The sequence below is a fragment of the Pseudomonas syringae group sp. J309-1 genome (genome assembly GCF_032582135.1).
Lineage (GTDB): Bacteria > Pseudomonadota > Gammaproteobacteria > Pseudomonadales > Pseudomonadaceae > Aquipseudomonas > Aquipseudomonas quasicaspiana.
Window position 1 is genome coordinate 1 of sequence record NZ_JAWHNU010000013.1, and the last position, 22609, is coordinate 22609.

Below are 22609 nucleotides of genomic sequence, written 5' to 3' on the forward strand. Positions count from 1 at the left end.
TCGCCGATGGTAGTGGGGGGTTTCCCCATGTGAGAGTAGGTCATCGTCAAGATTAAATTCCAGAACCCCTGATCGCTTACGCGTTCAGGGGTTTTGTTTGTGCGCGAAGAAAAAGGATTAGCTGTAGGAGCGCGCTTGCCCGCGACGGACGACCACGCGCTCTATCTGGCACACCGCCTCGCAGCCTTCGGCAGCGCCTACAGGTTCACCGCGATCGGTAGGACCGAATTCATTCGGGAAGACACATGCGCAGACGCTGCATATCCATCGGCTGATATGTTGTCCTTCCGGATAATCCGGTCTCCCGTTTCGCGCATTCTCCCGCAGCACGTTCAGATCCAAAATTAACCACAAGCAGTTTCTATGCATCTTCGGTTTGCGTGGCTATGATGCGAGCCTTATTGAATGGCGACCTTTAAATGCTGACGTTGTTAAAGCTCCTCAAGGATGGGAAATTTCATTCAGGGCAGGCTCTGGGTGAGGCTCTCGGAGTTAGTCGTACTTCTGTGTGGAAGCAACTCCAGCAGTTGGAGTCTGAGCTGGATATTGATGTTCACAAGGTTAAGGGGCGTGGCTACAGGCTCGAAAGCCCTATATCCCTTCTGGATGCTGGCGAAATATCTGCTGTCGCTGGCAGGGCGAGTGCATGGCCTGTTGTCGTCTACGACTCAATAGGCTCGACCAATGCGGCGGCCGTAAAGCTGATTGCCGAGAATTCCCCGCCGCCCTTTGTGGTTTTGGCAGAGCGCCAGACTGCTGGCCGAGGTCGTCGAGGGCGCAAGTGGGTCAGCCCCTTTGGTGAGAATATCTACTACAGCCTGGCGCTGCGCATTGATGGTGGAATGCGTCAGTTAGAAGGATTGAGCTTGTTGATTGGTCTCGCGGTTTTGAAAACGTTACGCGAGATGGGTGTCCAGGGCGCTGGTTTGAAATGGCCAAACGATGTCCTGGTAGGGCGTCGCAAGATTGCCGGAATACTGCTGGAGTTAGTGGGGGATCCTGCAGATGTCTGTCACGTGATTATTGGCATTGGCATTAACGTGAATATGCGTGTCACGGAAGAGGTTGATCAGTTGTGGACCTCTTTGAGGTTGGAGGTCGGGTCCATGGCGAACCGTAATGAGCTCGCGGGTAAATTAACCTGCAATATCGAAGAGTATCTGTCGGTGCATCAGGCCTCGGGCTTTGAGGTATTCAGGTCTGAGTGGGAGGCAAATCATCTATGGCAAGGCTGTGCTGTGAGTTTGCTTGCGGGTAGCCAGGCAGTCGACGGCGTCGTCCTCGGCATCGATTCGCAGGGTGCCTTGCGATTGAAGGTTGGGAGTGACGAGAAAGTGTTCAGTGGTGGAGAGCTCAGCTTGAGGTTGCGTGATGATACTTGAGCTGGATTGTGGGAATAGCTTCATAAAATGGCGTGTTATTCGCCAGGATCTACCCGTCGTGCTAGCTGGTGGTGTTGTGGACTCTGATGATGGGCTCGTTGAGGCTATCGCTTCTACCTCCGGGTTGAGTCTTCAGCATAGTCGTATGGTAAGTGTCCGTAGTGCGGAGGAGACGCAGAAGCTGACTCTCAGGATTGAGGAGTCATTTGGCCTTCAAACTCAGTGCGCGAGCTCGGCCAAGGTGCTAGCGGGTGTCAAGAATGGTTATGAGGCCTATGAGCGCCTGGGCCTTGATAGGTGGTTGGCGCTGGTTGGGGCTTATGCAACTGTAGGTACGTCCTGTCTTGTCATTGATCTAGGTACCGCGGTCACCTCGGATTTCGTTAATGCTCAGGGTGAGCACCTTGGGGGGTTTATCTGCCCAGGCATGCCGTTGATGCGCGGGCAGTTGCGAACTCATACTCGTCGTATTCGATATGACGATGCGGCGGCTGAAGAGGCGCACTCGAGCTTTGCTCCCGGGCGTTCGACTGCAGAGGCGGTAGAGCGAGGCTGCGCCCTTATGTTGAGAGGCTTTGCTGTGTCTCAACTGGAGCTTGCACATCAATACTGGGGGGATGACTTTGTTGTCTTTGTAACCGGGGGAGATGCAGAGTTGGTCACGGGGGTTACGCCCGGCGCGAGGCTTGTGCCTGACCTGGTGTTTGTCGGGCTTGCATTAGCCTGTCCTTTGCTCTGAGGTTTCTATGCGGTGGTTATTTCTTTTGCTGCTGATGTTGAATGGCTTTTACTACGTGTGGCATCAGCAGGAAGCTCCGTTAAGGGCCAAAGAGATTTTGCCGTTATCCCTGCATCGGGCTGAGCAGCAGAATATACATCTGCTAAGTGAGTCCGGAGTTGAGAGTGATCAAGTGTCAGATCGAGAGGCGCAAGACAAGTGCCTCTACCTTGGTGGCTTCTTGCGACAGGATGAGGCTCGTACGATTGAACAGAGGCTAATAAGCCTGGATGTTCAGACGCAATCTCACGTACAGCACCTTGGAGGTGTTAATACGTACTGGGTCAAAATAGATCCTGCCAGTCGCCGACTTGTGGGGGATAGTCTCCTGGAGGCGCTGTCAAAAGATTTCCCTGAGCTAAAAAGCAAAATTATGTTGTGCGAAGGCATTGCAACCGGAGAGTAGTTTGCATAGAATGGCGCCCGCTTCGCAGTGCTTGATAATTTGTCAGGGAGTGCAAAGGGTTAGTCAACGCATGTAACCTCAGGTTTTTACTGAGAAAAAGGTTGACAGAAGGGTGGCATGAGTTGAGAATGCTGCCTCGTTCAGGAGGGGTTCCCGAGCGGCCAAAGGGATTAGACTGTAAATCTGACGTCTACGACTTCGAAGGTTCGAATCCTTCTCCCTCCACCATATTTCAGGCTGTGCAGCAAGTTAGGCGGGTATAGTTTAGTGGTAGAACCTCAGCCTTCCAAGCTGATGATGCGGGTTCGATTCCCGCTACCCGCTCCAGATTTGTTGTATGTCCAAAGAGTTTGCTCTTGTAGCTCAGTTGGTAGAGCACACCCTTGGTAAGGGTGAGGTCAGCGGTTCAAATCCGCTCAAGAGCTCCATTATAAAGGCAGATATGCAAATATCTGCCTTTGTTTTACTGATCGGTTTGCTGTCATTTCAAGGCGATCAGTTGGTTTGGTGTTCACTGCTTATCCCTGTTGGGTGTGAAGGCAAAGCCAAAAGGCTGTTGAAAAATTCTTGTTGGGCTGGCATATTGGTCGGCCTGATTTTGCTTTTAGGTCAGTAGCTCAATTGGCAGAGCGACGGTCTCCAAAACCGTAGGTTGGGGGTTCGATTCCCTCCTGACCTGCCAGATTCACTAGATTGTATCTGGCTTTCTTTTCACAGGATTACCGTAGATGACTCTCAAGGCTGAAGCCCAAGAATCTCGCTTCGATCTGCTCAAGTGGCTGGTTGTGGTCGCTCTGATAGTGGTTGGAGTTGTCGGTAATCAATACTACTCAGCTCAACCTATTTTGTATCGCGTCCTGGTCCTGCTTGTGCTGGCTGGGGTTGCTGCATTTGTTGGTTTGCAGACTGCTAGAGGCAAGGCTTTCTTTGTTTTGGCAAAGGAGGCTCGTGCTGAAATTCGCAAAGTCGTTTGGCCGACTCGCCAAGAAACCACTCAGACCACGTTGATTGTTGTGGCTGTTGTTCTGGTTATGGCGTTGCTGTTGTGGGGGCTTGATTCCCTGCTCGGTTGGCTTGTTTCCTTGATTGTTGGCTAAGGGTGTCCCGTGGCTAAGCGTTGGTACGTAGTGCATGCTTATTCGGGTTACGAAAAGCATGTAATGCGCTCGTTGATCGAGCGTGTGAAGCTGGCTGGCATGGAAGATGGCTTCGGCGAAATTCTGGTTCCCACTGAAGAAGTGGTGGAGATGCGTAACGGCCAGAAGCGCAAAAGCGAGCGTAAATTCTTCCCAGGTTATGTGCTGGTCCAAATGGACATGAATGAAGGTACTTGGCACTTGGTCAAGGATACCCCTCGTGTCATGGGCTTCATTGGCGGTACGGCTGACAAGCCTGCTCCAATCACAGATAAAGAAGCTGACGCGATTCTTCGTCGCGTGGCTGATGGTAGTGACAAGCCTAAACCCAAGACTCTGTTTGAGCCGGGTGAAGTCGTTCGCGTCACAGACGGTCCGTTCGCAGATTTTAATGGCACTGTCGAAGAAGTTAATTACGAGAAGAGCCGCATTCAAGTTGCAGTGCTCATTTTCGGTCGCTCTACTCCGGTGGAGCTGGAGTTCAGTCAGGTCGAAAAGGTCTAGCTGAGCGAGAATCCCATACCCCGTAGCCGTAGGCTGTGGGGTTTTTTCGTCACTGGGATAAACGTGCAAGTAACCGGGGAGCCTTTATTGGCGTTTGAACCCGTAATTGGAGTGCCTCATGGCCAAGAAAATTACCGCTTACATCAAGCTGCAAGTGAAAGCTGCTCAAGCTAACCCAAGCCCGCCAGTTGGTCCGGCCCTGGGTCAGCACGGCGTGAACATCATGGAATTCTGCAAGGCCTTCAACGCCCGTACTCAGGGTCTTGAGCCAGGTCTGCCGACTCCAGTGATCATCACTGTCTATAGCGACCGTAGCTTCACTTTCGAAACAAAGAGCACCCCTGCTTCGGTTCTGCTGAAGAAAGCTGCTGGTCTGACTAGCGGTTCGGCACGTCCGAACACCGTTAAAGTTGGCACCGTGACTCGTGCACAGCTGGAAGATATCGCTAAAGCAAAAAATGCGGATCTGACTGCTGCTGACATGGAAGCGGCCGTGCGTACCATCGCCGGTTCCGCTCGTAGCATGGGCCTTAACGTGGAGGGTGTGTAATGGCTAAGCTGACTAAGCGCCAAAAAGCTATCGCGGCTAAAATCGAGCCGGGCAAATCTTACAGCTTCACCGACGCAGCTACCCTGCTGGCCGAGCTGTCGACCGTCAAGTTCAGCGAGTCCGTTGACGTTGCTGTAAACCTCGGCGTAGACCCGCGTAAATCTGACCAGGTTGTTCGTAGCGCTACTGTGCTGCCGCACGGCACTGGCAAGACTGTTCGCGTTGCTGTGTTCACCCAGGGTCCTGCTGCAGAAGCCGCTCTGGCTGCTGGCGCTGATCGCGTTGGTATGGACGATCTGGCTGCCGAAATGAAAGGCGGCGACCTGAACTATGACGTCGTTATCGCTTCCCCGGACGCGATGCGTGTTGTTGGTCAGTTGGGTCAGATCCTCGGTCCTCGCGGCCTGATGCCTAACCCTAAAGTCGGCACTGTTACTCCTGACGTTGCTAACGCCGTCAAGAATGCCAAGGCTGGTCAGGTTCGTTATCGCACCGACAAAAACGGCATCATCCACACTTCAGTTGGCAAGGTCGGTTTCGACGCAGTCAAACTGAAAGAAAACGTTGAAGCTCTGATCGCTGATCTTAAGCGTATCAAACCAGCTTCTTCGAAAGGCATCTACGTTAAGCGCGTAACCTTGAGCACCACTATGGGCCCAGGCCTGGTGATCGACCAGGGTTCCCTGGACGCGTAAGACAAATTGGTGCGCTCGCCGCACCAATGAAAAAATTGGGGTCCCTGCCTGGCGGGGGCTATCCAAGACCGTAGGCGGCGCAAGTCTTAAAATACAAGCCTACGCAGATGGTGCTCCCGGTTCCTTACCGAATCAGACACCAAAACGACATTTGGCTCAGGTCAGATGAAACGGTAACAAGCAGGAGTTAAACCCGTGGCAATTAAACTCGAAGACAAGAAGGCCATCGTCGCTGAAGTCAACGAGGCTGCCAAAGTCGCTCTGTCTGCTGTCGTGGCTGATGCCCGTGGCGTGACAGTAGGCGCAATGACCGGACTCCGTAAAGAGGCTCGTGAAGCTGGCGTTTACGTACGTGTTGTACGTAACACCCTGCTCAAGCGCGCTGTTGAAGGTACTGATTTCAGTGTCCTCAACGATGCGTTCACCGGCCCGACCCTGATTGCGTTCTCCAACGAACATCCTGGCGCTGCTGCCCGTTTGTTCAAAGAGTTCGCCAAGGGTCAGGATAAGTTCGAGATCAAGGCAGCTGCGTTCGAGGGCAAGTTCCTCGCAGCTAATCAGATCGACGTACTGGCAACCTTGCCGACCCGTGACGAAGCAATCTCCCAGCTGATGAGCGTGATTCAAGGCGCTACCAGCAAGTTGGCTCGTACTCTGGCGGCTATTCGCGACCAAAAAGAAGCTACCGCAGCCTAAGGCTCCGTACCTCCTTTCGCGTATTTTTGTTTATTTCGATGGTCGCGTAGGCCGTCCCCCAATTCAGGAATTAGATTCATGTCTATCTCTCAAGACGATATCCTCAACGCAGTTGGCGAAATGTCCGTTCTGCAGGTTGTTGAGCTGATCAAAGCATTCGAAGAAAAGTTCGGTGTTACTGCCGCTGCTGCTTCTGCTGGTCCAGCTGCTGCTGCCGCTGTTGTTGAAGAGCAAACTGAATTCAACGTCATGCTGCTGGAAGCTGGCGAGAAGAAAGTTAACGTCATCAAGGCTGTACGTGAGCTGACCGGTCTGGGCTTGAAAGAAGCCAAGGCTGTAGTTGACGGCGCACCAGCTCTGGTTCTGGAAGCAGTTGCGAAAGACGCTGCTGACAAAGCCAAAGCTACGCTGGAAGAAGCAGGCGCTAAAGTCGAGCTGAAGTAAGTATCGACTTTGAGTGTCCAGCCCAAGCGTTAAGCGAAAGGCTGATGGCTGGTGGCTCTTGCCACCGGCCTTTTTCCGTTATAGATGACTGGCTCGGCCGGCATTCATAGCGTGTAAAACCACCGGTAATGGTGGCGCAAACCAAGGGGTTTGCACGATTTTCTGGCTGCTCCCGTCGGGAGGAGCCAAACAAGCAGGTGACCAAGCTGGGGAACGCTGATGGCTTACTCATATACTGAGAAAAAACGTATCCGCAAGGACTTTAGCAAGTTGCCGGACGTAATGGATGTGCCGTATCTCCTGGCCATCCAGCTGGATTCGTATCGCGAATTCCTGCAAGCGGGAGCTACCAAAGATCAGTTCCGCGACGTCGGTCTGCATGCAGCCTTCAAATCCGTTTTCCCGATCATCAGCTACTCCGGCAATGCTGCGCTGGAGTATGTAGGTTATCGCTTGGGCGAACCGGCATTTGATGTCAAAGAGTGCGTGCTGCGCGGTGTGACTTACGCTGTACCTCTGCGAGTAAAAGTCCGTTTGATCATTTTCGACAAAGAATCGTCGAACAAAGCGATCAAGGACATCAAAGAGCAAGAAGTCTACATGGGTGAAATCCCCCTGATGACTGAGAACGGTACCTTTGTTATCAATGGTACCGAGCGCGTTATCGTTTCCCAGCTGCACCGTTCCCCGGGCGTGTTCTTCGACCACGACCGCGGCAAGACGCACAGCTCCGGCAAGCTGCTTTATTCCGCTCGCATCATTCCTTACCGCGGTTCGTGGCTGGACTTCGAGTTCGATCCAAAGGACTGTGTATTCGTCCGTATCGACCGTCGTCGCAAGCTGCCTGCGTCGGTATTGCTTCGCGCGCTTGGCTACACGACAGAACAGGTTCTTGACGCGTTCTACACCACCAACGTATTCCACGTTCATGGTGAGAACCTTAGTCTGGAACTGGTTCCTCAGCGCCTGCGCGGTGAAATTGCTGTCCTGGATATCCTGGATGACAAAGGCAAGGTTATTGTCGAGCAAGGTCGCCGTATCACGGCTCGTCATATCAACCAGCTGGAAAAAGCCGGTATCAAGCAACTGGAAGTGCCTCTGGACTACGTCCTGGGTCGCACCACTGCCAAAGTCATCGTGCATCCGGCTACTGGCGAAATCATTGCTGAGTGCAACACCGAGCTGAACACTGAGATCCTGGCAAAAATCGCCAAGGCTCAGGTTGTTCGCATCGAAACGTTGTACACCAACGATATCGACTGTGGTCCGTTTGTATCCGACACGCTGAAGATCGATTCCACCAGCAATCAACTCGAAGCGCTGGTTGAGATCTACCGCATGATGCGTCCAGGCGAGCCGCCTACCAAGGATGCAGCAGAGACTCTGTTCAACAACCTGTTCTTCAGTCCAGAGCGCTATGACCTCTCTGCTGTTGGCCGGATGAAGTTCAACCGTCGTATCGGTCGTACCGAGATCGAAGGTTCGGGTGTTCTGTGCAAAGAAGATATCGTCGCCGTTCTCAAGACGCTGGTTGATATCCGTAACGGCAAAGGCATCGTCGACGACATCGACCACTTGGGTAACCGTCGTGTTCGTTGTGTTGGCGAGATGGCTGAAAACCAGTTCCGCGTTGGCCTGGTGCGTGTTGAGCGTGCAGTCAAAGAGCGTCTGTCTATGGCAGAAAGCGAAGGCCTGATGCCTCAGGACCTGATCAACGCCAAGCCAGTTGCCGCTGCTGTTAAAGAGTTCTTCGGTTCCAGCCAGCTTTCGCAGTTCATGGACCAGAACAACCCGCTCTCCGAGATCACTCACAAGCGTCGTGTCTCTGCACTCGGCCCTGGTGGTTTGACTCGTGAGCGTGCTGGCTTTGAAGTTCGTGACGTACACCCGACTCACTACGGTCGTGTATGCCCGATTGAAACGCCGGAAGGTCCGAACATCGGTCTGATCAACTCCTTGGCTGCTTATGCGCGCACCAACCAGTACGGCTTCCTTGAAAGTCCGTACCGTGTTGTTAAAGACGCTCTGGTAACTGACGAAATCGTTTTCCTCTCAGCTATTGAAGAAGCCGATCACGTCATTGCTCAGGCTTCTGCGGCAATGAACGACAAGAAGGTCCTGATCGACGAGCTGGTTGCCGTACGTCACTTGAACGAGTTCACCGTCAAGGCTCCAGAAGACGTGACATTGATGGACGTATCGCCGAAGCAGGTAGTTTCGGTTGCGGCCTCGCTGATCCCGTTCCTCGAGCACGACGACGCCAACCGTGCGTTGATGGGTTCCAACATGCAGCGTCAGGCTGTTCCTACTCTGCGTGCTGACAAGCCGCTGGTAGGTACTGGCATGGAGCGCAACGTGGCTCGCGACTCCGGCGTTTGCGTCGTGGCTCGTCGTGGCGGCGTGATCGACTCTGTTGATGCAAGCCGTATCGTGGTTCGTGTTGCTGATGATGAAGTTGAAACCGGTGAAGCTGGTGTCGACATCTACAACCTGACCAAGTACACCCGCTCCAACCAGAACACCTGCATCAACCAGCGTCCGCTGGTGAGCAAGGGTGATCGTGTTGAGCGTAGCGACATCATGGCTGATGGTCCGTCCACCGATATGGGTGAGCTGGCTCTGGGTCAGAACATGCGCATCGCGTTCATGGCATGGAACGGCTTCAACTTCGAAGACTCCATCTGCCTGTCCGAGCGTGTTGTTCAGGAAGATCGTTTCACCACGATCCACATTCAGGAACTGACCTGTGTGGCGCGTGACACCAAGCTTGGCCCTGAAGAAATCACTGCAGACATCCCGAACGTGGGTGAAGCTGCACTGAACAAACTGGACGAAGCCGGTATCGTTTACGTAGGTGCTGAGGTTGGTGCTGGCGACATTCTGGTAGGTAAGGTCACGCCTAAAGGCGAGACCCAGCTCACTCCAGAAGAAAAACTGCTGCGCGCTATCTTCGGTGAGAAGGCAAGCGACGTTAAAGACACCTCTCTGCGTGTACCTACCGGTACCAAGGGTACTGTCATTGACGTTCAGGTCTTCACCCGTGATGGTGTTGAGCGTGACGCTCGCGCACTCTCTATCGAGAAAACTCAGCTGGACGAGATCCGCAAGGACTTGAACGAAGAGTTCCGTATCGTTGAAGGCGCTACTTTCGAACGTCTGCGTTCCGCTCTGGTTGGCCGTAAGGTCGAAGGCGGCGCTGGCTTGAAGAAAGGTCAGGACATCACCGACGAAGTTCTCGACGGTCTTGAGCACGGCCAGTGGTTCAAGCTGCGCATGGCTGAAGATGCTCTGAACGAGCAGCTCGAGAAGGCTCAGGCTTACATCGTTGATCGTCGCCGTCTTCTGGATGACAAGTTCGAAGACAAGAAACGCAAACTGCAGCAGGGCGATGACCTGGCTCCAGGCGTTCTGAAAATCGTCAAGGTTTACCTGGCAATCCGTCGTCGCATCCAGCCGGGCGACAAGATGGCCGGTCGTCACGGTAACAAAGGCGTGGTCTCTGTGATCATGCCGGTTGAAGACATGCCGCACGATGCCAACGGCACCCCGGTCGACATCGTTCTCAACCCGTTGGGCGTTCCTTCGCGTATGAACGTTGGTCAGATTCTCGAAACTCACCTGGGCTTGGCGGCCAAGGGCTTGGGCGAGAAGATCAACCGCATGCTCGAAGAGCAGCGTAAAGTTGCTGAGCTGCGTAAGTTCCTGACCGAGATCTACAACGAGATCGGTGGCCGTCAAGAGAAGCTGGAAGACTTTAGCGATAAAGAAATCCTGGATCTGGCGAAGAACCTGCGTAATGGTGTGCCAATGGCTACGCCTGTGTTCGACGGTGCCAAGGAAGTTGAAATCAAGGCAATGCTCAAACTGGCAGATATGCCAGAGAGCGGCCAGATGCAGCTGTTCGATGGTCGCACCGGCAACAAGTTCGAGCGTCCGGTTACCGTTGGCTACATGTACATGCTGAAGCTGAACCACTTGGTGGACGACAAGATGCATGCGCGTTCCACTGGTTCTTACAGCCTCGTTACCCAGCAGCCGCTGGGTGGTAAGGCTCAGTTCGGTGGTCAGCGTTTCGGGGAGATGGAGGTGTGGGCGCTGGAAGCATACGGCGCGGCCTACACTCTGCAGGAAATGCTCACAGTGAAGTCGGACGATGTGAACGGCCGTACCAAGATGTACAAAAACATCGTGGATGGCGATCACCGTATGGAGCCGGGCATGCCCGAGTCTTTCAACGTGTTGATCAAAGAAATCCGTTCGCTCGGCATCGATATCGATCTGGAAACCGAATAACACGTGACGCGAATCGAGGGTGGGTCGGTATGACTGCCCTCTGCTCCGCCAGGAGGAAAGGCCTTGAAAGACCTACTGAATTTGCTGAAAAACCAGGGTCAAGTCGAAGAGTTCGATGCAATCCGTATTGGATTGGCATCGCCTGAGATGATCCGTTCGTGGTCGTTCGGTGAAGTTAAAAAGCCGGAAACCATCAACTACCGTACGTTCAAACCTGAGCGCGACGGCTTGTTCTGCGCCAAGATCTTTGGTCCGGTCAAGGATTACGAGTGCCTGTGCGGTAAGTACAAGCGCCTGAAACACCGTGGTGTGATCTGCGAGAAGTGCGGCGTTGAAGTTGCACTGGCCAAAGTCCGTCGTGAGCGTATGGCTCACATCGAGCTGGCATCGCCTGTTGCCCACATCTGGTTCCTGAAGTCGCTGCCTTCCCGTATCGGCTTGCTGATGGACATGACCCTGCGTGATATCGAACGTGTTCTCTATTTCGAGAGTTATGTCGTAATCGATCCAGGCATGACCACCCTTGAAAAAGGTCAGCTGCTGAATGATGAGCAGTACTTCGAAGCTCTGGAAGAGTTCGGTGATGACTTCGACGCCCGCATGGGTGCTGAAGCTGTTCGCGAGCTCCTGCACGCTATCGATCTTGAACACGAGATTGGTCGTCTGCGCGAAGAAATTCCGCAAACCAACTCCGAAACCAAGATCAAGAAGCTGTCCAAGCGTTTGAAGCTGATGGAAGCCTTCCAGGGTTCGGGCAACCTGCCTGAGTGGATGGTTTTGACCGTTCTACCGGTTCTGCCGCCAGATCTGCGTCCATTGGTTCCGCTGGACGGCGGTCGCTTTGCGACTTCTGACCTCAACGATCTGTATCGTCGAGTGATCAACCGTAACAACCGTTTGAAGCGCCTGCTTGATCTGTCTGCTCCGGACATCATCGTGCGCAACGAAAAGCGTATGTTGCAGGAAGCTGTCGATGCTCTGCTCGACAACGGCCGTCGCGGTCGCGCCATTACTGGCTCGAACAAGCGTCCGCTGAAGTCCCTGGCTGACATGATCAAGGGTAAGCAGGGTCGTTTCCGTCAGAACTTGCTCGGTAAGCGTGTTGACTACTCGGGTCGTTCGGTAATTACCGTTGGTCCGACCCTGCGTCTGCACCAGTGCGGTCTGCCGAAGAAAATGGCTCTCGAGCTGTTCAAGCCTTTCATTTTCGGCAAGCTGGAAATGCGTGGCCTCGCCACGACTATCAAAGCTGCCAAGAAGATGGTTGAGCGCGAGCTGCCGGAAGTCTGGGACGTTCTCGCAGAAGTTATCCGCGAACACCCGGTGCTTCTGAACCGTGCGCCAACGCTTCACCGTCTGGGCATCCAGGCTTTTGAACCGGTACTGATCGAAGGTAAGGCTATTCAGCTGCACCCTCTGGTCTGTGCTGCGTACAACGCCGACTTCGACGGCGACCAGATGGCCGTACACGTACCGCTGACGCTGGAAGCCCAGCTTGAAGCGCGTGCGTTGATGATGTCGACCAACAACATTCTGTCGCCAGCTAACGGTGAGCCAATCATCGTTCCTTCGCAGGACGTTGTATTGGGTCTGTACTACATGACTCGTGAAGCGATCAACGCCAAAGGCGAAGGTCGTGTGTTCGCGGATCTGCAGGAAGTTGACCGCGTATTCCGTGCCGGCGAAGCCGCGCTGCATGCCAAGGTTAAAGTCCGGATCCACGAAACGATCAATGATCGTGATGGTGGCAGCGTCAAGAACACCCGTATTGTCGACACCACTGTCGGCCGTGCGCTGCTGTTCCAGGTGGTTCCGGCCGGCCTGTCGTATGACGTGGTCAACCAGCCAATGAAGAAAAAGGCGATCTCCAAGCTGATCAACCAGTGCTACCGCGTGGTTGGTCTGAAAGAGACCGTTATCTTCGCTGACCAGTTGATGTACACCGGTTTTGCCTACTCGACTATTTCGGGTGTTTCCATTGGTGTTAACGACTTCGTTATCCCTGATGAGAAAGCTCGCATCATCGACGCAGCTACCGAAGAAGTTAAAGAGATCGAAAGTCAGTACGCCTCGGGCCTGGTAACTCAGGGCGAGAAGTACAACAAGGTAATCGACCTTTGGTCCAAGGCGAACGACGAAGTCTCGAAAGCGATGATGTCGAACCTGTCCAAAGAGCGCGTTATTGACCGTCACGGCGTCGAAGTTGATCAGGAATCCTTCAACTCGATGTACATGATGGCTGACTCCGGTGCACGGGGTTCGGCTGCACAGATTCGTCAGTTGGCGGGTATGCGTGGTCTGATGGCCAAGCCGGACGGCTCGATCATCGAGACGCCGATCACCGCGAACTTCCGTGAAGGTTTGAGCGTACTTCAGTACTTCATCTCGACTCACGGTGCTCGTAAGGGTCTTGCGGATACCGCCTTGAAGACAGCTAACTCCGGTTACCTGACTCGTCGTCTGGTTGACGTTGCTCAGGATCTGGTTGTTACCGAAGTCGACTGCGGTACCGAACACGGTCTGCTGATGACTCCACACATTGAAGGCGGCGACGTTGTTGAGCCATTGGGTGAGCGCGTACTGGGTCGAGTAATCGCCCGTGACGTATTCAAGCCTGGCACCGACGAAGTCATCGTGCCTGCCGGTACGCTGGTAGACGAGAAGTGGGTTGAGTTCATCGAGCTGAACAGCATTGACGAAGTAATCGTTCGTTCGCCGATCAGCTGTGAAACCCGTTACGGCATCTGCGCCAAGTGCTACGGCCGTGATCTGGCTCGTGGTCACCAGGTAAACATCGGTGAAGCGGTCGGCGTTATTGCTGCCCAGTCCATCGGTGAGCCGGGTACCCAGCTGACCATGCGTACGTTCCACATCGGTGGTGCGGCAAGCCGGACTTCTGCTGCTGACAGCGTTCAGGTGAAAAATGGCGGTACTGTCCGTCTGCACAACCTGAAGCACGTTGAGCGAGTAGACGGCCACCTGGTAGCTGTGTCCCGTTCGGGCGAGCTGGCGATCGCTGATGACTACGGTCGTGAGCGTGAGCGTTACAAACTGCCTTACGGTGCAGTGATTTCTGTGAAGGAAGGCGATAAGGTCGACGCAGGTTCGATCGTGGCCAAGTGGGATCCGCACACTCACCCAATTGTCACCGAAATGAAAGGTACCGTGACCTACGTGGGCATGGAAGAGGGCATCACGATCAAGCGTCAGACAGACGAATTGACCGGTATGACCAACATTGAAGTTCTGGATGCCAAAGACCGTCCGGCAGCCGGCAAAGATATTCGCCCGGCTGTGAAAATGGTTGGTGTTGATGGCAAGGATCTGTTGCTGCCAGGTACTGACGTTCCTGCTCAGTACTTCCTGCCAGCTAACGCACTCGTTGGTGTGGCGGATGGTGTGCAGGTTGCGATCGGTGATGTTATCGCTCGTATCCCGCAGGAAACTTCGAAAACTCGAGACATCACCGGTGGTCTGCCGCGTGTTGCCGACTTGTTCGAAGCTCGTCGTCCGAAAGAGGCGTCGATCCTTGCAGAAGTCAGCGGTACCATTGCGTTCGGTAAGGAAACCAAAGGCAAGCGTCGTCTGGTTATTACCCCGAACGATGGTAGCGATCCGTACGAAGAGCTGATTCCGAAGTGGCGCCACCTGAACGTCTTCGAAGGCGAACAGGTTAACCGCGGCGAAGTTATCTCCGACGGTCCTAGCGATCCACACGACATCCTGCGTCTGCTGGGTGTGAGTGCGCTGGCCAAGTACATCGTTAACGAGATCCAGGACGTTTACCGTCTGCAGGGCGTGAAGATCAACGATAAGCACATCGAGACCATTCTGCGTCAGATGTTGCGTAAAGTTGAAATCTCCGAGTCTGGCGATTCCACCTTTATCAAAGGTGATCAGATGGAGCTGACTCACGTACTGGTCGAGAACGAACGTCTGAACGCGGAAGAGAAATTCGTTTCCAAGTTCACCCGTGTACTGCTTGGTATCACCAAGGCTTCGTTGTCCACTGAGTCGTTCATCTCCGCGGCGTCTTTCCAAGAGACAACACGTGTACTGACCGAAGCAGCAGTAACAGGCAAGCGCGATTATCTGCGCGGTCTGAAGGAAAACGTGGTTGTGGGTCGTTTGATCCCGGCTGGTACAGGTCTGGCTTATCACAGCGAGCGCAAGCGTCGCCGTGAAGTCGACAAACCGTTGCGTGTGAGCGCTAGCGAAGTCGAAGCAGCATTGACTGAAGCGTTGAACTCAAGCGGTAACTAAAAAAGAGTAAGGCCTCGGCCTCCAGTCTCATCAAGTGGCAGGTAAATTCTGTCGCTTGACGAGAAAGGACGTCGGGGCTTTGTCTTGACTGGGGACAGGATCCTCTTTAGACTCTTGTACCCCTAAATTTGGCGGGACTCGCGTCCTGCCATTTTGCTTTTCTTGCAAGACAATAGCGTCGCAAGACAACAGTGGAGCTAGTAGATGGCAACTATCAACCAGCTGGTACGTCAGCCGCGTAAGCGTATCGTCGAGAAATCCGACGTACCTGCGCTGCAGAACTGCCCGCAACGTCGTGGCGTATGCACTCGTGTGTATACCACCACGCCGAAAAAACCTAACTCGGCACTGCGTAAAGTATGCCGCGTGCCCCAGACCAACGGTTTCGAGGTTTCCTCGAACATCCCTCGTGAAGGTCACAACCTGCAAGAGCACAGCGTGGTACTGATTCGTGGCGGTCGTGTAAAAGACTTGCCAGGTGTTCGTTATCACACCGTTCGCGGTTCTTTGGATACTTCCGGCGTTAAAGGTCGTAACCAGGGTCGTTCGAAGTACGGTACCAAGAAGCCTAAGTAGTATTTGGCTTCCTGTGACAAATTGCAGATTTCTATTTTTCTGAGTCGATAAGAGTAAGGTCGGGCGCACTCCAGAGTGAGTGGTGGTCCCGAGCTACCTGAAGACCGTTTGAGGGCTTATCCATGCCAAGAAGACGCGTAGCAGCCAAGCGCGAAGTGCTTGACGATCCAAAATACGGAAGCCAAATTCTGGCCAAGTTCATGAACCACGTGATGGAAAGCGGCAAAAAAGCCGTTGCCGAGCGTATCGTTTATGGCGCGCTGGAAAAGGTTAAAGAACGCAAGAACAGCGATCCCCTGGAAATCTTCGAGAAAGCTCTCGACGCCATCGCTCCGCTGGTCGAAGTGAAGTCGCGCCGTGTAGGCGGCGCTACTTACCAGGTTCCGGTCGAAGTTCGTCCGTCCCGTCGTAATGCATTGGCAATGCGCTGGCTGGTAGACTTCGCGCGCAAGCGCGGTGAGAAGTCTATGGCTCTGCGTTTGGCTGGCGAACTGCTGGACGCCGCTGAAGGTAAAGGTGCTGCAGTTAAGAAGCGTGAAGACGTGCACCGTATGGCTGAAGCTAACAAAGCTTTCTCGCACTACCGCTTCTAATTTCAGCGTCACTAATTTTGCGAGGGCTTTATGGCTCGTACTACTCCGATTAACCGCTACCGTAACATCGGTATCGTTGCTCACGTGGATGCTGGTAAAACCACCACCACCGAGCGCGTCCTTTTTTACACTGGCGTAAACCACAAAATGGGCGAGGTGCATGATGGCGCCGCGACCATGGACTGGATGGTGCAAGAGCAGGAGCGGGGTATTACCATTACTTCCGCTGCTACGACGGCATTCTGGGCTGGCTCCGTCAAGCAGTTCGAAAAACATCGCTTCAACATCATCGATACCCCGGGTCACGTTGACTTCACTATTGAAGTAGAGCGCTCTCTGCGCGTACTCGATGGCGCGGTCGTTGTGTTCTGCGGTACTTCGGGTGTTGAGCCTCAGTCGGAAACCGTATGGCGTCAAGCCAACAAATACGGCGTTCCACGTCTTGTTTATGTGAACAAGATGGACCGTGCTGGTGCGAACTTCCTGCGCGTGATCGGTCAGATCAAACAGCGTCTGGGTCACACTCCGGTGCCAATCCAGTTGGCTATCGGCTCTGAAGACAATTTCCAGGGTCAGATCGATCTGATGACCATGGAAGCTGTTTACTGGGATGACGCTGACAAGGGCATGGCCCCTCGTCGCGAAGCTATCCCGGCTGAGCTGCAAGAGCTGGCTGACGAGTGGCGCAGCAACATGGTTGAGGCTGCCGCTGAAGCCAACGAAGAGCTGATGAACAAATACCTCGAAGGTGAAGAGCTCACCATCGCGGAAATCGAAGGCGCTTTGCGTCAGCGTACTATCGCTGGCGAAATCGTTCTGGCAGTTTGCGGTTCTTCCTTCAAGAACAAGGGTGTTCCCCTGGTTCTCGACGCAGTGATCAAGTACCTGCCTGCGCCTGTAGACATTCCTGCCATCAAGGGTTCCGACCCGGATGACGAGACTGTTGAAATGGAGCGTCACGCAGACGACAACGAGCCGTTCTCGGCTCTGGCGTTCAAGATCGCTACCGACCCATTCGTGGGTACTTTGACCTTTGCTCGTGTTTATTCGGGCGTGTTGAGCTCCGGCGACGGCGTGATCAACTCGGTTAAAGGCAAGAAAGAGCGTGTTGGTCGTATGGTGCAAATGCACGCGAACACACGTGAAGAGATCAAAGAAGTTCGCGCTGGTGACATCGCGGCTCTGATCGGCATGAAGGACGTCACCACTGGTGATACCCTCTGCTCGGCTGACAAGCCAATCATTCTGGTTCGTATGGACTTCCCGGAGCCGGTTATTTCGGTTGCCGTTGAGCCTAAGACCAAGGATGACCAGGAAAAAATGGGTATCGCTCTGGGCAAACTTGCTCAGGAAGACCCGTCTTTCCGCGTAAAAACTGATGAAGAGACTGGTCAAACGATCATCTCTGGCATGGGCGAGTTGCACTTGGACATCCTGGTTGACCGGATGCGCCGTGAGTTCAACGTTGAAGCCAACATCGGTAAACCACAGGTTTCCTATCGTGAGAAAATCACGAAGGCTTGTGAGATCGAAGGCAAGTTCGTTCGTCAGTCCGGCGGTCGTGGTCAGTTCGGCCATTGCTGGATCCGTTTTGCTCCTGCTGACGAAGGTCAGGAAGGTCTGCAATTCGTAAACGAAGTAGTGGGTGGTGTTGTTCCTAAGGAATACATCCCTGCTATCCAGAAGGGTATCGAAGAGCAGATGAAGAACGGTGTTGTTGCCGGCTATCCGCTGATCGGCCTGAAGGCTACCGTTTTCGATGGTTCTTACCACGACGTCGACTCCAACGAGATGGCGTTTAAGGTGGCAGCCTCCATGGCGACCAAGCAACTGGCTACCAAAGGTGGCGGTGTTGTACTTGAGCCGATCATGAAGGTTGAAGTTGTTACACCTGAGGACTACATGGGCGACGTGATGGGTGACCTGAACCGTCGTCGCGGTCTGATCCAGGGTATGGAAGATACGGTTTCTGGCAAAGTGATTCGCGCCGAAGTACCGTTGGGTGAGATGTTCGGTTATGCGACCGACGTTCGCTCCATGTCTCAGGGTCGCGCGAGCTACTCCATGGAATTCTCCAAATACTCCGAAGCTCCGTCGAATGTCGTCGAAGCTATCGTTAAAAAACAAGGCTGATTTCAGCCCCTTTAGGCTAGGAGTTCACTGTCGTGGCTAAAGAAAAATTTGAACGTAACAAACCGCACGTCAACGTTGGCACCATCGGTCACGTTGACCACGGTAAAACCACTCTGACTGCTGCTCTGACTCGCGTTTGCTCCGAAGTTTTCGGTTCGGCTAAAGTCGATTTCGATAAAATCGACAGCGCGCCAGAAGAAAAAGCACGTGGTATCACCATCAACACCGCTCACGTTGAATACGATTCGGCCGTTCGCCACTACGCGCACGTTGACTGCCCAGGTCACGCCGACTACGTAAAAAACATGATCACTGGTGCTGCTCAGATGGACGGCGCTATCCTGGTTTGTTCGGCTGCTGACGGCCCGATGCCTCAGACTCGCGAGCACATCCTGCTGTCCCGTCAGGTTGGCGTTCCGTACATCGTTGTCTTCCTGAACAAGGCTGACATGGTTGACGACGCAGAGCTGCTGGAACTGGTTGAGATGGAAGTGCGCGATCTGCTGAGCACTTACGACTTCCCAGGCGACGACACCCCGATCATCATCGGTTCTGCTCTGATGGCTCTGAACGGCCAAGACGACAACGAGATGGGCACCACTGCCGTCAAGAAACTGGTTGAGACTCTGGACAGCTACATCCCAGAACCAGTTCGTGCTATCGACAAGCCGTTCCTGATGCCAATCGAAGACGTATTCTCGATCTCGGGTCGCGGTACTGTTGTTACTGGTCGTGTTGAGCGTGGTATCGTCAAAATCCAGGAAGAAGTAGAGATCGTGGGTCTGCGTGACACCACTAAAACTACTTGCACTGGCGTTGAGATGTTCCGCAAGCTGCTGGACGAAGGTCGTGCTGGTGAGAACTGTGGCGTTCTGCTGCGTGGCACCAAGCGTGACGACGTTGAGCGTGGTCAGGTTCTGGTTAAGCCAGGCACTGTTAAGCCGCACACTCAGTTCGAAGCTGAAATCTACGTTCTGAGCAAAGAAGAAGGCGGTCGTCACACTCCTTTCTTCAAAGGCTACCGTCCACAGTTCTACTTCCGTACTACCGACGTAACTGGTAGCTGCGAACTGCCGGAAGGCGTTGAGATGGTTATGCCAGGTGATAACGTGAAAGTTAGCGTTACCCTGATCAAGCCAATCGCAATGGAAGATGGTCTGCGTTTCGCAATTCGTGAAGGCGGTCGTACCGTCGGCGCTGGCGTCGTAGCCAAAATCATCGCGTAAGCAATGATTTGAAAAAAAGCCTCCGCTTGCGGGGGCTTTTTTTATTGGGTTGACACCCCGTTACCTCGTCTATAGAATTGCGCCTCCTTTTAACGGGCGTATTGCGCTCGGTGGGAACAGCAATCTGGAGTCTGAATCCAATGCAAAACCAGCAAATCCGTATCAGGTTGAAGGCTTTTGACCATCGCCTGATCGACCAATCCACCCAGGAAATCGTGGAAACCGCGAAACGTACTGGTGCTCAGGTGCGTGGTCCAATCCCACTGCCGACACGTAAAGAGCGGTTCACCGTTCTGGTTTCCCCGCACGTCAACAAAGACGCGCGCGACCAGTACGAGATCCGTACTCATAAACGCGTTCTGGACATCGTCCAGCCAACGGATAAAACCGTTGACGCGCTTATGAAGCTTGATCTTGCAGCCGGTGTGGAAGTGCAGATCAGCCTCGGCTAAGACTTGGGTCTTAGTCGTGTAACGCTCTGAAATGGGCGGCCATAGCGGGTGAAAGCCCCGTACACTCATGAGGTTTACAACATGACTATTGGTGTAGTCGGTCGTAAATGCGGTATGACCCGTATTTTCACCGAAGAAGGTGTCTCCATTCCGGTTACGGTCATTGAGATCGAGCCGAATCGCGTCACCCAGTTCAAAACTGAAGAGACCGATGGCTATCGTGCAGTGCAAGTCACTGTAGGCGAGCGTCGTGCTTCGCGTGTTACAGCTGCTCAAGCTGGCCACTTCGCTAAAGCGAACGTTGCCGCTGGTCGTGCCGTCATGGAATTCCGTCTTGAAGAAGGCGAGTACCAAGCAGGCGACCTGATCAACGCTGAAATCTTCGCTGCTGGTCAACTGGTTGATGTAACCGGTCAGTCCAAGGGTAAAGGCTTCCAGGGTACGATCAAGCGTTGGAATTTCCGCGGGCAAGATAACACCCACGGTAACTCCGTATCCCACCGCGTCCCAGGCTCTATCGGCCAGTGCCAGACTCCTGGTCGTGTATTCAAGGGCAAAAAAATGTCCGGTCATATGGGCGCTGAGCGCGTGACCGTGCAGTCCCTGGAAGTAGTGCGCGTGGACGCTGAACGCAATCTGTTGTTGGTCAAGGGCGCTGTTCCTGGCGCTACTGGCGGCAACCTGGTTGTACGTCCAGCAGCCAAGGCTCGCGGTTAAGGGGAAGCTGACATGCAATTAAATGTAAATGACGCTCAAGCAATCGAAGTTTCCGAACTGACATTTGGCGGCGAGTTCAACGAGACACTGGTTCACCAGGCAGTCGTAGCCTACATGGCTGGCGGTCGTCAGGGCACCAAGCAGCAAAAGACCCGTTCCGATGTTCGTGGTGGCGGTAAGCGTCCATGGCGTCAGAAGGGTACTGGCCGTGCTCGTGCCGGTACTATCCGTAGCCCAATCTGGCGTGGCGGCGGTACCACTTTCGCAGCACGTCCTCAGGACCACTCTCAGAAGCTCAACAAGAAGATGTATCGCGCAGCTTTGCGCTCCATCCTTGCTGAACTGGTTCGTACTGATCGTCTGGTCGTGGTTCAGGACTTCGCTGTTGAAGCACCGAAAACCAAAGATCTGCTGAACAAGCTGACTGGCATGGGCCTGACTGACGTCCTGATCGTGTCTGATGCTGTTGACCAGAATCTGTACCTGGCTGCTCGCAACCTGCCGCACGTAGATGTACGTGACGTACAAGGTTCCGATCCAGTTAGTCTGATCGCATACGACAAAGTGTTGATCACTGTGTCGGCCGTGAAGAAATTCGAGGAGCTGCTGGGATGAACCAGGAACGCGTATTTAAAGTTCTGCTTGGCCCGCATGTTTCCGAAAAGGCTACGGTTCTCGCAGACAAGAAAGGTCAGTTCGTTTTCAAGGTTGCTACTGACGCAACCAAGCTGGAAATCAAGAAGGCCGTCGAAAGCCTGTTCAGCGTGAAAGTAGAGCGTGTTACTACCCTGAATGTTCTGGGTAAGAGCAAGCGCACTGCTCGCGGTCTGGGCAAGCGTAATGACTGGAAGAAGGCAGTTATCTCCCTTCAGCCAGGCCAAGATCTCGATTTCAGCAGCAGTGCTGAGTAAGGAAGGGGTGCATCATGGCAATCGTTAAATGCAAACCGACTTCCCCTGGCCGCCGTTTTGTGGTCAAGGTGGTCAACCAGGAGCTGCATAAAGGCGCTCCTCACGCACCGCTGCTCGAGAAAAAATCGAAGTCTGGTGGTCGTAACAACAATGGCCGTATTACTACCCGTCATATCGGTGGTGGTCATAAGCAGCATTATCGTCTGGTCGATTTCCGTCGCAATGACAAAGATGGCATCGCTGCCACTGTCGAGCGTATCGAATACGATCCAAACCGTACTGCTCACATCGCATTGCTGCTTTACGCAGACGGCGAGCGTCGCTACATCATCGCCCCTAAAGGCGTGAGTGCTGGCGATCAGCTGATTGCAGGCGCTTTGGCTCCAATCAAGCCGGGCAACGCTCTTCAACTGCGTAACATTCCAGTTGGTAGCACCGTTCACGGTATCGAATTGAAGCCAGGTAAAGGTGCACAGATCGCTCGTTCCGCTGGTGCTTCGGCTCAGCTGATCGCTCGTGAAGGCGTCTACGTGACCCTGCGTCTGCGTTCCGGTGAAATGCGTAAAGTGCTTTCCGAGTGCCGTGCAACGCTGGGCGAAGTCTCGAACTCCGAGCACAGCCTGCGTTCCTTGGGTAAAGCTGGTGCTAAGCGCTGGCGTGGCGTTCGCCCAACCGTTCGTGGTGTTGCCATGAACCCGGTTGATCACCCACATGGTGGTGGTGAAGGTCGTACCTCTGGTGGTCGTCATCCGGTATCGCCGTGGGGCTTCCCGACTAAGGGCGCGAAGACTCGTGGTAATAAGCGTACCGACAAAATGATCGTCCGTCGTCGCAAGTAAATAGAGGGATACGAC

At 53.8% G+C, this 22609-nt stretch carries 20 protein-coding genes and 4 tRNA genes; all 24 read left to right on the plus strand.

Annotation, left to right across the window (positions count from 1 at the left end; all coding sequences use genetic code 11):
• Positions 1 to 419 precede the first annotated feature (419 nt).
• Positions 420 to 1382 (plus strand): bifunctional biotin--[acetyl-CoA-carboxylase] ligase/biotin operon repressor BirA, encoded by a 963-nt coding sequence (gene birA / locus RX972_RS09870; RefSeq protein ID WP_255880357.1) that lies wholly within the window; start codon positions 420 to 422, stop codon positions 1380 to 1382.
• Complete coding sequence (locus RX972_RS09875) at positions 1372 to 2121, plus strand: pantothenate kinase (RefSeq protein ID WP_122706956.1); 750 nt, start codon at positions 1372 to 1374, stop codon at positions 2119 to 2121. The genes birA and RX972_RS09875 overlap by 11 nt, the downstream gene beginning before the upstream one ends.
• Positions 2122 to 2128: 7 nt before the next feature.
• The gene (locus RX972_RS09880; protein ID WP_099268176.1) at positions 2129 to 2566 is read left to right on the plus strand and encodes a hypothetical protein; all 438 of its coding nucleotides are present in this window, start codon (positions 2129 to 2131) and stop codon (positions 2564 to 2566) included.
• 143 nt (positions 2567 to 2709) lie between these two features.
• Positions 2710 to 2794 (plus strand) — tRNA-Tyr (locus tag RX972_RS09885).
• Between the two features lie 25 nt (positions 2795 to 2819).
• Positions 2820 to 2893 (plus strand) — tRNA-Gly (locus tag RX972_RS09890).
• Positions 2894 to 2918: 25 nt separating this feature from the next.
• Positions 2919 to 2994, plus strand: a tRNA-Thr gene (locus tag RX972_RS09895).
• 178 nt (positions 2995 to 3172) lie between these two features.
• A tRNA-Trp gene (locus tag RX972_RS09900) sits at positions 3173 to 3248 on the plus strand.
• A gap of 46 nt (positions 3249 to 3294) precedes the next feature.
• A complete protein-coding gene (gene secE, locus RX972_RS09905) occupies positions 3295 to 3663 on the plus strand; it encodes a preprotein translocase subunit SecE (protein ID WP_027898161.1) in 369 nt (122 codons plus the stop codon).
• Positions 3664 to 3672: 9 nt separating this feature from the next.
• Positions 3673 to 4206, plus strand: coding sequence for a transcription termination/antitermination protein NusG (gene nusG / locus RX972_RS09910; RefSeq protein WP_020290714.1), 534 nt, complete (start codon positions 3673 to 3675; stop codon positions 4204 to 4206).
• Between the two features lie 118 nt (positions 4207 to 4324).
• Positions 4325 to 4756: a 50S ribosomal protein L11 gene (rplK, locus tag RX972_RS09915; RefSeq protein ID WP_020290713.1), complete on the plus strand. Its 432-nt coding sequence runs from the start codon at positions 4325 to 4327 to the stop codon at positions 4754 to 4756.
• The gene (gene rplA, locus RX972_RS09920; protein WP_032626524.1) at positions 4756 to 5451 is read left to right on the plus strand and encodes a 50S ribosomal protein L1; all 696 of its coding nucleotides are present in this window, start codon (positions 4756 to 4758) and stop codon (positions 5449 to 5451) included. The genes rplK and rplA overlap by 1 nt, the downstream gene beginning before the upstream one ends.
• Before the next feature lie 195 nt (positions 5452 to 5646).
• The gene (rplJ, locus tag RX972_RS09925) at positions 5647 to 6147 is read left to right on the plus strand and encodes a 50S ribosomal protein L10 (RefSeq protein ID WP_027898295.1); all 501 of its coding nucleotides are present in this window, start codon (positions 5647 to 5649) and stop codon (positions 6145 to 6147) included.
• A 78-nt stretch (positions 6148 to 6225) separates the two neighbouring features.
• The gene (gene rplL, locus RX972_RS09930) at positions 6226 to 6591 is read left to right on the plus strand and encodes a 50S ribosomal protein L7/L12 (RefSeq protein WP_027898296.1); all 366 of its coding nucleotides are present in this window, start codon (positions 6226 to 6228) and stop codon (positions 6589 to 6591) included.
• A 219-nt stretch (positions 6592 to 6810) separates the two neighbouring features.
• Positions 6811 to 10884 (plus strand): DNA-directed RNA polymerase subunit beta, encoded by a 4074-nt coding sequence (rpoB, locus tag RX972_RS09935; protein ID WP_027898297.1) that lies wholly within the window; start codon positions 6811 to 6813, stop codon positions 10882 to 10884.
• Positions 10885 to 10947: 63 nt separating this feature from the next.
• The gene (rpoC, locus tag RX972_RS09940) at positions 10948 to 15147 is read left to right on the plus strand and encodes a DNA-directed RNA polymerase subunit beta' (protein WP_027898298.1); all 4200 of its coding nucleotides are present in this window, start codon (positions 10948 to 10950) and stop codon (positions 15145 to 15147) included.
• Between the two features lie 204 nt (positions 15148 to 15351).
• Complete coding sequence (gene rpsL / locus RX972_RS09945; protein WP_316874680.1) at positions 15352 to 15723, plus strand: 30S ribosomal protein S12; 372 nt, start codon at positions 15352 to 15354, stop codon at positions 15721 to 15723.
• Positions 15724 to 15845: 122 nt separating this feature from the next.
• Positions 15846 to 16316, plus strand: coding sequence for a 30S ribosomal protein S7 (gene rpsG / locus RX972_RS09950; protein ID WP_002555493.1), 471 nt, complete (start codon positions 15846 to 15848; stop codon positions 16314 to 16316).
• A 30-nt stretch (positions 16317 to 16346) separates the two neighbouring features.
• A complete protein-coding gene (gene fusA, locus RX972_RS09955; RefSeq protein ID WP_027898299.1) occupies positions 16347 to 18449 on the plus strand; it encodes an elongation factor G in 2103 nt (700 codons plus the stop codon).
• A 32-nt stretch (positions 18450 to 18481) separates the two neighbouring features.
• Positions 18482 to 19675 (plus strand): elongation factor Tu, encoded by a 1194-nt coding sequence (gene tuf, locus RX972_RS09960; RefSeq protein ID WP_027898300.1) that lies wholly within the window; start codon positions 18482 to 18484, stop codon positions 19673 to 19675.
• A 140-nt stretch (positions 19676 to 19815) separates the two neighbouring features.
• Positions 19816 to 20127 (plus strand): 30S ribosomal protein S10, encoded by a 312-nt coding sequence (gene rpsJ, locus RX972_RS09965; protein ID WP_003186070.1) that lies wholly within the window; start codon positions 19816 to 19818, stop codon positions 20125 to 20127.
• A gap of 81 nt (positions 20128 to 20208) precedes the next feature.
• Entirely contained in the window at positions 20209 to 20844 is a 636-nt protein-coding gene (gene rplC, locus RX972_RS09970) for a 50S ribosomal protein L3 (protein ID WP_027898301.1), read from the plus strand.
• A 12-nt stretch (positions 20845 to 20856) separates the two neighbouring features.
• Positions 20857 to 21459 (plus strand): 50S ribosomal protein L4, encoded by a 603-nt coding sequence (gene rplD, locus RX972_RS09975; protein WP_020290705.1) that lies wholly within the window; start codon positions 20857 to 20859, stop codon positions 21457 to 21459.
• On the plus strand, positions 21456 to 21755 hold the full coding sequence (gene rplW / locus RX972_RS09980) for a 50S ribosomal protein L23 (RefSeq protein ID WP_002555488.1): 300 nt from the start codon (positions 21456 to 21458) through the stop codon (positions 21753 to 21755). The genes rplD and rplW overlap by 4 nt, the downstream gene beginning before the upstream one ends.
• Positions 21756 to 21769: 14 nt before the next feature.
• The gene (gene rplB / locus RX972_RS09985) at positions 21770 to 22594 is read left to right on the plus strand and encodes a 50S ribosomal protein L2 (RefSeq protein WP_003317104.1); all 825 of its coding nucleotides are present in this window, start codon (positions 21770 to 21772) and stop codon (positions 22592 to 22594) included.
• The last annotated feature ends 15 nt before the right edge of the window (positions 22595 to 22609 follow it).